The following is a 13,448-nucleotide window of genomic DNA, read 5'->3' as shown; positions in this document are numbered from 1 at the left end:
GTGGACCGGTGAGAGGGGACGGGCGGGTGGCGGAGCGGCTTGCCGTGGACGGGGACGAGCTCGGGCGGTTCATGAAGTCGCTCAAGGAGTCGTCGACTTCGCTCAGGGGCGTGCGGAAGGCGCTGTCGGACGCGACGATCGCCGGGCTGGGCACGGATGAGCTCGACTCGGCGTGCGAGGCCTTCCAGGAGGACTGGAAGTACGGCTCCGAGGAGATCGGCAAACAGACGGAGGACCTTGCCGACATCATCGGCAAGAGCAAGGACAGTTACCTCGAGGTCGACAAGGCGCTCGAGGCTGCGGTGCGCAAGTCGCGCGAGGCCAAGGGCGGCGGCGGGAAGTGACCGTCACGGCCGGCCACGACCGGTACGGCGCCGCCCTCGACCCGCAGTCGCGGGCGGACCTGGGCAAGCCGCAGGGGCTCAAGTCCGCTCCGCCCATCCCGAACCCGGCGTATCCGCACCTCGGCTTCAATCCCGTGCCGGGGGACACGGAGACCGTGCGGGGGCTGGAGAAGAAGCTCAGCGGATGCGCGAAGGTGCTCCAGGAGGCGTACGACCTCGTCACCGAGCTCCTGGACGGGAGTTGCTGGAACGGCGACGCCGCCGTCGCCTTTCGCGAGCAGCTGGACGGCGGGCCGTTGCCGCTGAACCTGAAGAACGCGGCGCACTCGATCCGCAAGGCGGCCAGGCAGCTGGACCGCTGGGAGGGCGAACTCGACGACTTCCAGCGGCGGGCCGGGAAGCTGGAAGACGACGCGAAGGACGCCCAGGCCGCGGTCGACCGTGCGCAGGGGCGCGCGGACTCGGCGGGCCAGGACCCCGACCTGAAGAAGGAGGGGGCCGATGGCGACGCCGCGCAGAAGGCACTCACGCGCGCGAACGGTGACCTCGACGATGCCCGGACCGAGCTGAAGAAGATCATCGGCAAGGCGAAGAGGCTGGCCGAGGAGCATGAGGAGAAGGCCGGGTACCGGGCGCGGAAGATCCGTGACGCCACGAAGAAGCTGGTGCCGCATGAGCCGGGGTGGTTCGACGAGGTACTCGACTGGCTGGGCGACAACCTCCCGGACATCCTCAGCTTCGTGGCGGGGTTGATCGGGGTCGTGGCGCTTCTCCTCGCGGGGCCGTTGGGCTGGGGTATCGCGACGGTGGCTGCCTTGATGCTCACGGCTTCAGGGCTGAGCACGGTGGCGCTTGGTCTGCGGCTTGCAGACCCGGAAGTGCGGGCTTCTTTGTGGGACGGGTTGACGGAGGGGGAACTCGACGCCGACTTCTGGAGCAACGCTGTCTCAGTAGGAGCAGACGCCGTAGGCGCACTACCAGGCATCGCGGCAGTGGCCAAGGGTTCCTTCGAAGCCACGCGAGCCGTTCGCAGGAGCGGACAAGTGCGCGATTTCTGGCAGCGTGCCAATACATACGGTTCCAGGGTTGTCGACGAGGCCGGAGCAATCACGAACCTGGAGAACTCCATGGTCGCACGAGCGGTGCGCGGATTTAGCGACCCCGGCAGAGCTGCCAATGCCGTTGCCGGTACTTCGGGCGTGGTCGGTGTTGGTACGGGAGGGTTCGGTTTGTACAACAAGGCCGTGGACGCAGAGGACGACGGAATCAAAGACGGTGCCGTCGCCGGTATCGACGGCTCGCGTCTAGTTCTTGACGGCGGAGGCCTTGTGGACATTGCACGATACGTCTTCTGTCATTGAGTAGGAGGGAAGGAATCGTGGATCCTGTCGTCTGTGCGACTGCATGGGATCACCCACCCACCCGTCGCGCTTGGCTCCGTCACATGGTGATGAACGTCGTCGGCTTCTTCGGTTGGGTAAGTGGCTGGGTCTTATTGCTCGGTGTCTCGGTGTACTCGGCCGATTGGCTCGTCTGGGTGTTCCTTCCGTACTTCGTTTACGGGCCCTACCGTGCGCTGACGCAACTGCGATATTTCCCAGCAGCGCTGTCGATGCTCCGCATCTTGCGTACCAATGCTTGGCAGCTCCTGCGGGATGTTCCGTACGGACTGACTGATCGTCCGGAGGTATCCAGCAGGCACTATGGCTGGTTTGAGTTTCCTGACCCTGCTCGTCCAGGCCAGCGGCTACCCATGGTTTTTACCCAGCATCTGCGCTTGGAATGGTGGTGCCGGCGTATGGCGCCCCGCGCCAAGCCGCGGCTGAAGGCGCAGATCGAGGAAATCTGGTTCGCGGGCGATGTCCGCTTCGCAGGAGTCCTCGCCGCACCCGGACGAAGAGGGAGGGGCCCTCGGCGCATGCACGTCATGGAACAGCGGGCCAACCGTCAGAACGATGAGTGCCTCAGCGGCCGGGGAGCCGGGCCTGACGACATCGCGCGGGGGCGTCGGGCGGCTGGTCCTTCCATTCGTTCCTGATCCGTAGAGGAAGGCCCCATGATCGCTCCCCGGATCTCGATGCACGAATCTGTCAAAGATGCGCAAGCAGAACTGTGGTTCGCTGAGCCCGTTGGGTTCATGCCCATGCCGCTCAACTCCCTGCTGGCCGAACCCGGCTCCTCGGACGCCGAAGCGATGCGCGAGGCTGTCGCCCCGTTACTCGAAACCGCGCCCAGTGAATTGGTGCGTCAGCGGCTGGTTGCTCAGGTCGCGCTGGGCCAGCAGATGCTCGGGGGCCTGTGCGGTATCGGCACGGTCCACTGCTCGGTCGGCCTGCATCGTGACGACATCGATCCCACGCGTATGCACGTACTCTCCCTCTTCACCGTCTCTTGGCGCGACACGAATGTCGCTCCCCGTGGCGTAACGGCGGCCCGCGCCGCCACGTCGGCCGCGGGACATACGCACATCGCCTTTGAGGAGCTTCCCTGCGGTCCCGCAGTCCTCAGCGAGACCACATTGCGATACACCGCTGAAACCGGGCTCCCCCAGCTCCCCCTCCTCCAGATCCACGCCCACCTCCCCCACCCCGACTGCAAGCGGATGGCCGTGTTCACGGTCAGTACCGTCGCGGTGGCGCGGCGGGAGGAGTACCGGGCGTTGGTGAGAGGGATGGTCGAGACCGTTCGTTTCGAGGATCCGCTGGGGGTGGCGTCGTAATGGTGTTGAACGGGGGCCTCGGCCGACGGTAGGAAGGCATCATGACTGGACTCGGTGCCGTATTCCGTCCTCAGCTGGCCCCCGAGCGGCTGCGTGCCGTGGCTCGTGTCGCCGATGAGGTGGGGCTCGAGGAGCTTTGGCTGTGGGAGGACTGCTTCCGGGAGGGCGGGATCTCCACGGCCGCCGCCGCCCTCGCGTGGACCGAGCGGGTGCGGGTCGGGGTCGGGCTGTTGCCCGTGCCGTTGCGGAACGTCGCCGTCACCGCGATGGAGGCCGCCACGCTGCACCGGATGTTCCCCGGCCGTGCCGTCCTCGGCGTGGGGCACGGGGTGCAGGACTGGATGGGACAGGTCGGCGCGCGGGCCGAGTCGCCGCTCACGCTGCTGCGCGAGCACCTCGTGGCGCTGCGGGCGTTGCTGGGCGGAGAACGGGTGACGTCGAAGGGGCGCTACGTCCGACTCGACGACGTCGCGCTCGACTGGCCTCCGGAGCAGGCCGTCGAGGTGCTCGCCGGCGCCACCGGGCCCCGTTCGCTGCGGCTGGCCGGTGAGGCCGCCGACGGGACCGTGCTCACCGCGAACACCCCGCCGGACGGCGTGCGCCGCGCCCGGCGCCTCATCGACGAAGGGCGGGCGGCGGCCGGGCGGACGGACGCGCACAAGGTCGTCGTGTATCTCCTCGCCGCCACCGGCCCCGGCGCCGCTGAACGGCTCCGGAACGAGCTGGTCGCCGAAGGCGTCGCGGACGTCCCGGACCTCGGGGCCGCCGGGGACGCGGAGGCCGTTGCCGACGCCGTGCGGCGGCTGGCCGAGGCCGGGGCCGACACCGTGATCCTCCAGCCGACCGGCGACGAGCCCGATCCGGAGGGATTCGTACGGTTCGCCGCCGAGCGGGTCCGGCCCTTGGCGGGGGCGTAGTCATGACCGCTCACCGTTCCGACGATCGCGATCATTCAGCGGAGCGTCCCGACTGTCCCGGTCGCCGTGACTTCGACCACCTCGTGGCCGAGGGCGCCGCCGTGCCCACCGAAGGGTGGGACTTCTCCTGGTTCGAGGGGCGGGCCACCGAGGCCCGGCCGTCCTGGGGATACGCGCGGTCCATGGCGGAGCGGCTGGCCGGGGCCACCGCCGCACTGGACGTGCAGACCGGGGGAGGGGAGGTGCTGGACTTCGCCCTCGAATCCGCCGGCCCGCACCGCGCCCCGCTCGTCGTCGCCACCGAGGGCTGGCAGCCCAACGTCGCCGAGGCCACCCGGCTGCTGCGCCCGCGCGGGGTCCCGGTGGTCGCCTCCGCGGACGACGCGCCCCTGCCCTTCGCGGACGGCGCCTTCGACCTGGTCGTCAGCCGGCATCCGGTCGAGCCGCACTGGGACGAGCTCGCCCGCGTGCTCGCGCCCGGCGGCACCTACTTCGCCCAGCACGTCGGTCCCGCCAGCGTCTTCGAGCTCATCGAGTACTTCCTCGGGCCGCTGCCGGAAGCGAGCCACCGGCACCGTCACCCCGACCGTGAGCGTGCCGACGCCGAGGCTGCCGGGCTCGAGGTCGTGGAGGTGCGGGCGGAGCGGCTGCGGATGGAGTTCTTCGACGTCGGTGCCGTGGTCCACTTCCTGCGCAAGGTGGTGTGGATGGTCCCCGGGTTCACCGTCGACGCCTACCGGGACCGGCTGCGCGACCTGCACGAGCGCATCGAGGACGAGGGGCCCTTCGTCGCCCACAGCACCCGTCACCTCTTCGACGCGCGCAAGCCGCAGGCCATGCCCTGATACGCCGTGCCGTGATCCAGCCGCATCCGGTCCCGTCCTGAGACCCGCGAGTCCGCGTCCTCACGCGTGCGCCCCCACCGTCACCTCCCCGATCACCAGCTCCGCCGCCGCCTCCAGTACGGCCCCCACCCGTTCCACGCGGTCCGCCAGCTCGCGTTCCTGCCGTGCCGTCAGGGGGGCCAGCGGCTCGACCGTGACCGTCGTACGGCGGCCCCGGCGGCGCTGGTGCCAGACGCCCGCCACGACCCCGTCCACCAGCAGCACGGGGAAGTTGCCCGCCTGCCCGCCCGCCAGCGCCCGCCGGTACGCGGGCCCCGGGAAGAGCAGCTCCCGCGGCTGCGCGGCGACGACGTACGCGTCGAAGTACGGCAGCAACCGCACCCCGCGCACCAGCTCTTCCTGCTCCGGGGCGTCCGGGAAGGCGGTGTCACCGGCCACCACCCACGCCGGGGTGCCCTCGTGGCGGACCTCCTCGATCTCGCCCGCGGCGGCCAGTTCGGCGTAGCGGGCCTTCGCCCAACCGGGTGGTGCGGCCAGCCAGCGGGCGAAGTGCTGCGGCGTCGCGGGGCCGTACGCGTACAGGTATCGGCGTACGAGGAGCCGCGACGCCTCCTCGGGCGGCAGCGGGGGGAAGTGGGGCGGGCGGGTGTACGTCACCCTGCGGCCGCGGTTCGGGCCGAAGGACAGGGCGCCGCACTGCCCGGCCCGGTGCAGGACCTGGCGCCAGCGGGGCCACATGGTCTGGAAGGCCGGCATGACCAGGTCACCCGCCCACGGGCCGGTGCGGGCGACGACCTCCTCGCCGAGTTCGTCGATGGTCAGGAAGGCGCCGTCGAGCGCGTCGGCGATCGCTGCCACGACCTGCCCGGCCTGCTCCCCGGTCAGGCGTACGTCGGGGGACGCGGAGGCCGTGCCGTCCGGGATCGCGGGCAGCGCGGCGCACCACATCGGCAGGTCGCGGGCGGGGAGCAGGTGCACCGTCCCGCGCGGGCCGTGCGTCTTCACCAGCGAGGGCGAGGGCGGCGGGGGAGACGCGGTGGGCGCGGTGGGTGAAGCCGCCGGCCACAGGGCCTCGCGTACGTCCGCGCGGGTCACGTCGTCGGTCCGCAGGCCGACCGACAGCTCGGCCGCCGACATTACCTGGGCGTGGACGCCGAGCATCGCGGCGGCCACGTCGGCGACGGGAGCGCCCGTTCGGGCGGACCTGGCCAGGAATTGCCGTTCGAAGCGCCGTGCGCTCGCCGCGGTCCAAGTGATCCCCGTCGTCTTCGTCATGAGGTGACGTTAGGAGAGGAGTAGGACAGAAGGCGTCCCCTATGCCATGGGCTGTCTCCAGGGCTGTTGCGGTCGTCCGGGGGTCGAAGGAGTGGGGATCTTCCGGACCTAAGGGGCACACCTTCGCAAATGTCCGTGCGTGCGGAGTCAGGGTGCGGAATCACCCATCGATCCTCACAGGGTGTCCACATCGTTATTCACCGTTGCCCTTCTCGGGTCGTATGCGGACCATCTGATCGCGTAAGTTCGAGCCCAGGTAATTCGCGTGAGCAAAGCTACGCGCGTGGCACCGCGCAGTGGAGGGGGCTGCGCGGTGCCGGATCAAGGGCCTGCCGCGCACCGGTCGGGCGCCCGACCGAGCGCCGGGTCAAGCCCGTGTGTGCCGGTGGCGTCACCCGGACGGGGGAAGCGGGATTCCGGGCCGCGGCGCCCGTCATCGGCCCGGCTGGGCCACTCCAGTCGCACCCGAATCGGCCGCCACCTGGAGACACGCGGTGATTTGGCCACCTTTCGGGGCGGAATGAGGGCTTCCGTGGTCATCCTGGCGTCGCCGGTCGACTTCGGAGAGTAGTTGTGGCACGCCGATGCACGCAGCATCACTTACGAAGGGTTATGGTGGAAACCCCCCCTCGGGCCGGTCCGTCTCCCCCCCCACGGACCGGCCCGTTTTTTGTGCCTTGCCGGGCCGCCTCCCGGGGCGCCCCCCCAGTGGTACGCCCGTAACGAGGAGTTCACCGGTGCGCCGTCCTGTGTCGTGGCATGGCGGCGCTTGTTCGAGGGCATAAGCCAAGCAGGTCGACGCCCGAACCACGGGTGTCGGTTCTCAGCGGACGGCCCGGAGCCGTCCGCCCGGGAGGCCCTTTGCACCAGCCCCACCGTGCGGTCACGGCACGGAAGACGCGGCGGAGGGCCGGTCCACGGCCCGCGCCAGTGCAGGGCGGCCCTCGACCGGCCGGATTGTTACGGCCCTCCTGGTGCGGCTCGTTCCCGCCCTCCCGGCCCTGCGTCCACTCCGTCGCTCCCCGACCTCTTCCGAGGGGGTACGTCCTTCCGTGGTGACCAGCACAAAGCGCCACAAGCCCGACAGGCGCACCTACGTTCTCGACACCAGCGTCCTGCTGGCCGACCCGAACGCCCTGAACCGCTTCGACGAGCACGAGGTCGTGCTCCCCATCGTCGTGGTGACGGAGTTGGAGGCCAAAAGGCACCATCCCGAACTCGGGTACTTCGCCCGGCAGGCCCTGCGCCTGCTCGACGAGTTCCGGGTGCGGCACGGTCGCCTCGACGCCCCCATCCCGATCGGGGACCTCGGCGGCACCGTCCGTGTCGAGCTCAACCACTCGGACCCCAGCGTGCTGCCCACCGGCTACCGCCTGGGGGACAACGACTCCCGCATCCTCGCGGTCGCCCGCAACCTGCAGGCGGAGGGATTCGACGTCACCGTCGTCTCGAAGGACCTCCCGCTCAGGATCAAGGCGTCCTCCGTCGGCCTCCTCGCCGAGGAGTACCGCGCCGAGCTGGCCATCACGGACTCCTCCGGCTGGACCGGGATGTCCGAACTCACCCTGCCGGGCGAGCAGGTGGACGTGCTCTTCGAGGAGGGCCGGGTCTACGTCCCCGAGGCCGCCGACCTGCCCGTGCACACGGGGCTGACCATCCAGTCGGAGCGCGGCAAGGCGCTCGGCCGGGTCACGCCCGACGGGAACGTCCGGCTGGTGCGCGGCGACCGGGAGGCGTTCGGCATCAAGGGCCGCAGCGCCGAGCAGCGGATCGCGCTCGACCTGCTCCTCGACCCGGACGTCGGCATCGTGTCGATGGGCGGCCGGGCCGGCACCGGCAAGTCGGCGCTCGCGCTGTGCGCGGGACTGGAGGCCGTGCTCGAACGCCGGCAGCACCAGAAGGTGATGGTCTTCCGTCCGCTGTACGCGGTGGGCGGGCAGGAGCTCGGCTATCTGCCCGGCTCCGAGGCCGAGAAGATGAGCCCCTGGGCGCAGGCGGTCTTCGACACGCTGTCGGCCGTCACCAGCCGGGAAGTCATCGAGGAGGTGACCGCGCGCGGGATGCTGGAGGTGCTGCCGCTCACCCACATCCGGGGACGCTCGCTGCACGACGCGTTCGTGATCGTCGACGAGGCCCAGTCGCTGGAGCGGAACGTCCTGCTGACCGTGCTGTCCCGGATCGGGGCCAACTCACGGGTCGTCCTCACCCATGACGTGGCGCAGCGGGACAATCTGCGGGTGGGCCGCTACGACGGGGTCGTCGCCGTCGTCGAGAAGCTGAAGGGGCATCCGCTCTTCGCGCACGTCACCCTGACGCGCTCCGAGAGGTCCCAGATCGCGGCGCTCGTGACCGAAATGCTGGAGGACGGTCACATCTGACCCGACAAGGGTTGGTTACCCGTCAGTTCGGCGCCGTCCGGAAAAGGCCGAGAGCCTAGCCGGGCGGCGCCTCGGTGTGTGGGGATTTCCATGAATCCCCTGGGCCAAACGAGATGTGAGCTTTCACACGCATCACAGAATTGCCTCACCCGCCGGGTTACGGCAGAGTCTCCTTCCTGTCAGGCCCCGCATACGACACAGCCGTACCCCCAGCGGTACGGCGCCCCAGAAGCACCAGATCCAACTCCATAGCAGAGTCGTATGCCGCCCGAGCACCATGCGGCGCTCCCGACGAGGGAGTTGTCCACCGGGCCCGTGCCTCCCGTGACCCGTAGTTGGGGAGGCCAGCGCCAGGGGCACGATTGCGTCCGCGAGGGTCACCGAAGCGGGCGATGCTGGAAGGAAACCGTGTGAGCCGGATCTCGGTCCGGGGATTCGCAGTGGCCTCGGCCACGGCGGTCACCGCCGTCGGAAGCGTCGTCGGCGTTGCCTCGGGCAGCGTCGCGCAGAGCAACGACGACGCGGAGGCGACGGCAGCAGGCACGACCCTGCTTGCCGACATCCCCATGGGTGAGCAGGCGCAGGTGCAGACCGCGTCCCTGACGCAGCAGGCCGACGTGCAGGCCATCGCGGCGGACGCGAGCGCCAAGAAGGACGCCGAGGCGGCGGCCCGCAAGGCAGCCGCCCAGACCGCCGTGGCCAAGCAGGAGAAGGCCAAGAAGGCGGCTCAAGCGGCGAAGCAGCGCGAGGCGGCGCAGGAGGCGGCCAGCCGCGACGCCAAGCGGGAGTCCACCAGCTTCGCCGTCCAGAGCTCCTACAGCACCAGCCAGATCCAGGCGATGGCCCGTCAGATGGTGCCCAGCGGTCAGTTCCAGTGCTTCAGCAACATCGTGAATCACGAGTCCAGCTGGAACTACCAGGCCGTGAACGCCTCCTCCGGTGCCTACGGCCTCTTCCAGGCACTCCCCGCGGGCAAGTACGCCTCCGCGGGAGCCGACTGGCGGACCAACCCGGCCACCCAGATCAAGTGGGGCCTCAGCTACATGGACAACCGCTACGGCAGCCCGTGCGAGGCCTGGTCCTTCTGGCAGGCCAACCACTGGTACTGAGCCCGCCGTCCGCCCGTCGTCCCCGTCGGCGCGGCCCACGCTCAACCTCGCGCAGCCCCTCACCGTCCTAGGGTGAGGGGCTTTCGCATTGCCGCCCTGTACGGTCGGACCGGAATGGCTCCGGGGGGAGTGGTGGGGAAAGACGGGGGAAGAGGACGGATCATGTCACGAGTGCCAGGGTGGCTCGGCCGGCTCGGCGCCGGGCTGACGCGCATGAGCGAGCGGTTGGAGCAGCGCCGCGAAGAGGCGGGGCGGGACGACGCCGACGACGGGCCGGTGCCGGCCGCCCACCCCGTGCGGCGGCCCCTGGACGACACGGCCGAGGACGCTGCCGGGGGCGCGACCGACGACGCGGTCGCGGAGTACATCGGGACACACCGTCCGATCGTGATCGGCAACCGCCCCGACCCGGCGCAGGCCGTGCCCTGGGGAGTACGGGTGGCCGCGGAGGCCGGCTGGCGGCTGCTGGTGCTCGCGGGCACCGTGTGGGTGCTGATGCGGATCATCAGCGCCGTGCAGCTGGTGGTGCTGGCGTTCGTGGCCGCGCTGCTGATCACCGCGCTGCTCCAGCCGGCCGTGGCCTGGCTGCGCCGGCGCGGGGTGCCGCGGGGGCCGGCCACCGCGCTGACCGCGATCCTCGGATTCGTGATCATGGGCCTGATCGGCTGGTTCGTCACCTGGCAGGTGATGGAGAACATCGACAATCTCTCCGACCAGGTCCAGGACGGCATCGACGAACTGCGCAACTGGCTGCTGAACAGCCCCTTCCACGTCACCGACAAGCAGATCAACGAGATCGCCAAGAACCTGCGGGACGCGGTCGGCGCCAACACCGACCAGATAACGTCCGCCGGACTCGAGGGCGTCACGGTCGTCGTCGAGGCGCTCACCGGCATCCTGCTGGCCGCCTTCTCGACGCTCTTCCTGCTCTACGACGGCAAGCGCATCTGGCAGTGGTCGCTGAAGCTGGTGCCCGCGGCCGCCCGGCCGGGCGTGGCCGGGGCCGGTCCGCGCGCGTGGCGGACGCTGACCGCGTACGTGCGCGGCACGGTGATAGTCGCCCTCATCGACGCCATCTTCATCGGCCTCGGCATCTACTTCCTGGACGTGCCGATGGCCGTCCCGCTGGCCGTGTTCATCTTCCTGTTCGCCTTCGTCCCGCTCGTCGGGGCGGTGGTGTCGGGCGCCCTCGCGGTCGTCGTGGCGCTGGTGACGCAGGGCGTGTTCGCCGCGGTCATGACGCTCGTCGTGGTGCTGGCGGTGCAGCAGATCGAGGGGCACATCCTGCAGCCGTTCATCCTCGGGCGGGCGGTGCGGGTCCATCCGCTGGCGGTGGTGCTGTCGGTGGCCGCCGGCGGCATGGTGGCCGGCATCGGCGGCGCCGTGGTCGCCGTACCGCTGGTGGCGGTGACCAACACCGTCGTCGGGTATCTGCGGGCGTACTCGCGTGAGGCCGCCCTGCGGCAGACGCCCAGGCCGCACGGGGCCACCTCGACCGACGCCGCCCCGGCCGCCGACCGGCCTCCGGTGCCGCCGAAGAACGCGGAGGCCCCGGAAGCCCCGGAAGCGCCGGAACCCCCCGCGGACGGCCCGCCGTCGGACACCTCCCCGGCCTAGACACGCGAACGGGCCCCGCCCACCTCTCGGTGAGCGGGGCCCGTGCCGTGTGTGCCGCGGGGAGCGGGACTACTCGGCGGCCAGGACCGCCTCGGCGTCCAGCGTGACGCCGACGGCCTCGACCACGGCGGCGATCTTGAACGCCTCCTGGATCGTCTCGCGGTCCACACCGGCCTTGCGGAGCACCTGCTCGTGCGAGTCCAGGCACATGCCGCAGCCGTTGATGGCGGACACCGCGAAGGACCACAGCTCGAAGTCGACCTTGTCGACGCCCGGGTTGCCGATGACGTTCATCCGCAGACCGGCGCGCAGGGTGCCGTACTCGTGGTCCGACAGCAGGTGCCGGGTGCGGTAGAAGACGTTGTTCATCGCCATGACCGCGGCGGCCGACTTGGCGGCCGAGTACGCCTCGGGCGTCAGGTTCGCCTTCGCCTCCGGCTCCAGCTCGCGCAGCACGATGGGGGAGCGCGAGGCGATGGCGGTCGCCAGCACCGTGCCCCACAGCTGCTGCGCCGGGAGGTCGGAGTTGCCGATGACCGAACCCAGGTTGAGCTTCAGGTCCTTGGCGTAGTCCGGTACGGCGGACTTCAGGGAGTCGAGGGACATGTCAGCTCACTCCCCCGACAGCAGCGCGACCGGGTCCAGGGTCTCGTCGCCCTTGCTCCAGTTGCACGGGCAGAGCTCGTCGGTCTGCAGGGCGTCGAGGACCCGCAGGACCTCCTTGGGGTTACGGCCGACGGAGCCGGCGGTGACCATCGTGAACTGGATCTCGTTGTTCTGGTCCACGATGAAGACCGCGCGCTGCGCGAAGCCGTCCTCGCCCTCGATGCCGAGGTCACGCATCAGCTCGTGCTTGGAGTCGGCCATCATCGGGAAGGGCAGGTCGGTCAGGTCCGGGTGGTCCTTGCGCCAGGCGTGGTGCACGAACTCGGAGTCGCCGGAGAAGCCGAGGATCTGGGCGTCACGGTCGGCGAACTCGTCGTTCAGCTTGCCGAAGGCGGCGATCTCGGTGGGGCACACGAAGGTGAAGTCCTTGGGCCACGCGAAGACGACCTTCCACTGACCCTCGTAGGTCTTGTGGTTGATCTGCTGGAACTCCTTGCCCTTCTCCAGCGAGACGCAGGCGGTCAGGTCGAACTCGGGGAACTTGTCACCGACAGTGAGCACGCGCTCTCCAAAAAGTGCAGCGAGGAAACACCCGCTTTGCGAGCGTTTCCATGGGTTGGACGTTGTTGATGTTGGCACAGGGTGCATTGATTAGTGAAATAGCTACAATCGGTCGAGTTGATCGGAGGTGGCTATTAGTGACCATCAAGAAGAGGCAGCCCAGCCTCGCTCAGCTGCGGGCTTTCGACGCGGTCGCCGAGCACCTGCATTTCCGCGATGCCGCCGCCGCGATCGGCATGAGCCAGCCGGCGCTCTCGGGCGCGGTCTCCGCGCTGGAGGAGGCACTGGGTGTCACGCTCCTGGAGCGTACGACGCGCAAGGTGCTGCTCTCGCCGGCCGGGGAACGGCTGGCGGTGCGGACCAAGGCGGTCCTGGCGGAGGTCGGCGCGCTCCTGGAGGAGGCGGAGGCGGTCCGGGCGCCCTTCACCGGCGCGCTCAGGCTCGGCGTCATCCCGACGGTGGCGCCGTACCTGCTGCCGACGGTGCTGCGGCTGGTCCATGACCGCTACCCCGACCTCGACCTCCAGGTCCACGAGGAGCAGACCGCGAGCCTGCTGGACGGGCTCACCACCGGCCGCCTCGACCTGCTTCTGCTCGCGGTCCCCCTGGGCGTGCCCGGCGTCAGCGAACTCCCGCTCTTCGACGAGGACTTCGTCCTGGTCACGCCGCTCGACCACCGGCTCGGCGGCCGGGAGGGCCTGGAGCGCTCGGTGCTGCGCGAGCTGAAGCTGCTGCTGCTCGACGAGGGGCACTGCCTGCGCGACCAGGCCCTCGACATCTGCCGCGAGGCGGGCCGGGCGGGCGTGCCGGCGACGACCACGGCCGCCGGACTGTCCACGCTGGTGCAGCTGGTGGCGGGCGGCCTCGGGGTGACGCTGCTGCCGCGCACCGCCGTCCGCGTGGAGACCTCCCGCTCCAGCCAGCTCCTCACCGCGTCCTTCACCGACCCGGCCCCCACCCGCCGCATCGCCCTCGCCATGCGCACCGGCGCGGCCCGCTCGGCGGAGTACCGGGAACTGGCGGCGGCCCTGCGGGAGGCGATGGCGGACCTGCCGGTCCGGACGGTGCACGACTGAG

The 13,448-nt window shown here is 70.2% G+C and carries 13 protein-coding genes; 10 read left to right on the top strand and 3 right to left on the bottom strand.

Features of this window, described 5'->3' with window-relative positions; all coding sequences use genetic code 11:
- Window positions 1–26: 26 nt before the first annotated feature.
- From ACZ56V_RS01930 to ACZ56V_RS01905, 6 genes are all read left to right on the top strand, one after another.
- Window positions 27–344 carry a hypothetical protein gene (locus ACZ56V_RS01930; protein ID WP_356360798.1) on the top strand — a complete coding sequence of 106 codons (318 nt, stop codon included), beginning with the start codon at window positions 27–29 and terminating at the stop codon, window positions 342–344.
- A complete protein-coding gene (locus ACZ56V_RS01925) occupies window positions 341–1,705 on the top strand; it encodes a zinc ribbon domain-containing protein (RefSeq protein WP_468938474.1) in 1,365 nt (454 codons plus the stop codon). The genes ACZ56V_RS01930 and ACZ56V_RS01925 overlap by 4 nt, the downstream gene beginning before the upstream one ends.
- Before the next feature lie 83 nt (window positions 1,706–1,788).
- Entirely contained in the window at window positions 1,789–2,382 is a 594-nt protein-coding gene (locus tag ACZ56V_RS01920) for a hypothetical protein (RefSeq protein ID WP_468938472.1), read from the top strand.
- 18 nt (window positions 2,383–2,400) lie between these two features.
- Entirely contained in the window at window positions 2,401–3,063 is a 663-nt protein-coding gene (locus tag ACZ56V_RS01915) for a hypothetical protein (RefSeq protein ID WP_468938470.1), read from the top strand.
- 41 nt (window positions 3,064–3,104) lie between these two features.
- Complete coding sequence (locus ACZ56V_RS01910) at window positions 3,105–3,980, top strand: LLM class flavin-dependent oxidoreductase (protein ID WP_468938467.1); 876 nt, start codon at window positions 3,105–3,107, stop codon at window positions 3,978–3,980.
- Window positions 3,981–3,982: 2 nt separating this feature from the next.
- A complete protein-coding gene (locus ACZ56V_RS01905) occupies window positions 3,983–4,825 on the top strand; it encodes a class I SAM-dependent methyltransferase (protein WP_468938464.1) in 843 nt (280 codons plus the stop codon).
- A 60-nt stretch (window positions 4,826–4,885) separates the two neighbouring features.
- Here the strand turns inward: ACZ56V_RS01905 and ACZ56V_RS01900 are convergent, their stop codons facing one another.
- On the bottom strand, window positions 4,886–6,100 hold the full coding sequence (locus ACZ56V_RS01900) for a winged helix DNA-binding domain-containing protein (RefSeq protein ID WP_398913322.1): 1,215 nt from the start codon (window positions 6,098–6,100) through the stop codon (window positions 4,886–4,888).
- A gap of 1,052 nt (window positions 6,101–7,152) precedes the next feature.
- Here ACZ56V_RS01900 and ACZ56V_RS01895 point away from each other — a divergent pair.
- From ACZ56V_RS01895 to ACZ56V_RS01885, 3 genes are all read left to right on the top strand, one after another.
- On the top strand, window positions 7,153–8,478 hold the full coding sequence (locus tag ACZ56V_RS01895; protein WP_467380695.1) for a PhoH family protein: 1,326 nt from the start codon (window positions 7,153–7,155) through the stop codon (window positions 8,476–8,478).
- A 410-nt stretch (window positions 8,479–8,888) separates the two neighbouring features.
- A complete protein-coding gene (locus ACZ56V_RS01890) occupies window positions 8,889–9,587 on the top strand; it encodes an aggregation-promoting factor C-terminal-like domain-containing protein (RefSeq protein ID WP_467380697.1) in 699 nt (232 codons plus the stop codon).
- Window positions 9,588–9,749: 162 nt separating this feature from the next.
- A complete protein-coding gene (locus tag ACZ56V_RS01885) occupies window positions 9,750–11,204 on the top strand; it encodes an AI-2E family transporter (protein ID WP_468938459.1) in 1,455 nt (484 codons plus the stop codon).
- 69 nt (window positions 11,205–11,273) lie between these two features.
- Here the strand turns inward: ACZ56V_RS01885 and ACZ56V_RS01880 are convergent, their stop codons facing one another.
- Both ACZ56V_RS01880 and ACZ56V_RS01875 read right to left on the bottom strand, forming a co-directional pair.
- The gene (locus ACZ56V_RS01880) at window positions 11,274–11,810 is read right to left on the bottom strand and encodes an alkyl hydroperoxide reductase (RefSeq protein WP_052840909.1); all 537 of its coding nucleotides are present in this window, start codon (window positions 11,808–11,810) and stop codon (window positions 11,274–11,276) included.
- A gap of 6 nt (window positions 11,811–11,816) precedes the next feature.
- Window positions 11,817–12,371: a peroxiredoxin gene (locus tag ACZ56V_RS01875; RefSeq protein ID WP_030145756.1), complete on the bottom strand. Its 555-nt coding sequence runs from the start codon at window positions 12,369–12,371 to the stop codon at window positions 11,817–11,819.
- Between the two features lie 137 nt (window positions 12,372–12,508).
- On the opposite strand from ACZ56V_RS01875, the gene ACZ56V_RS01870 reads away from it, so the two are divergent.
- A complete protein-coding gene (locus ACZ56V_RS01870; RefSeq protein WP_398913315.1) occupies window positions 12,509–13,447 on the top strand; it encodes a LysR substrate-binding domain-containing protein in 939 nt (312 codons plus the stop codon).
- Window position 13,448 lies beyond the last annotated feature (1 nt).

The sequence above is a fragment of the Streptomyces sp. NPDC034099 genome (genome assembly GCF_055575415.1).
Note: the sequence above shows the minus strand (reverse complement) of the source record. Positions and strands in the feature narration are given on the sequence as shown.

Bases quoted from the DNA above. Each gene is read 5' to 3' on its own strand.
- ACZ56V_RS01920 (WP_468938472.1), top strand. From the start codon at position 1,789: ATGGTGATGAACGTCGTCGGCTTCTTCGGTTGGGTAAGTGGCTGGGTC.
- ACZ56V_RS01915 (WP_468938470.1), top strand. From the start codon at position 2,401: ATGATCGCTCCCCGGATCTCGATGCACGAATCTGTCAAAGATGCGCAA.
- ACZ56V_RS01910 (WP_468938467.1), top strand. From the start codon at position 3,105: ATGACTGGACTCGGTGCCGTATTCCGTCCTCAGCTGGCCCCCGAGCGG.
- ACZ56V_RS01905 (WP_468938464.1), top strand. From the start codon at position 3,983: ATGACCGCTCACCGTTCCGACGATCGCGATCATTCAGCGGAGCGTCCC.
- ACZ56V_RS01900 (WP_398913322.1), bottom strand. From the start codon at position 6,100: ATGACGAAGACGACGGGGATCACTTGGACCGCGGCGAGCGCACGGCGC.
- ACZ56V_RS01885 (WP_468938459.1), top strand. From the start codon at position 9,750: ATGTCACGAGTGCCAGGGTGGCTCGGCCGGCTCGGCGCCGGGCTGACG.
- ACZ56V_RS01880 (WP_052840909.1), bottom strand. From the start codon at position 11,810: ATGTCCCTCGACTCCCTGAAGTCCGCCGTACCGGACTACGCCAAGGAC.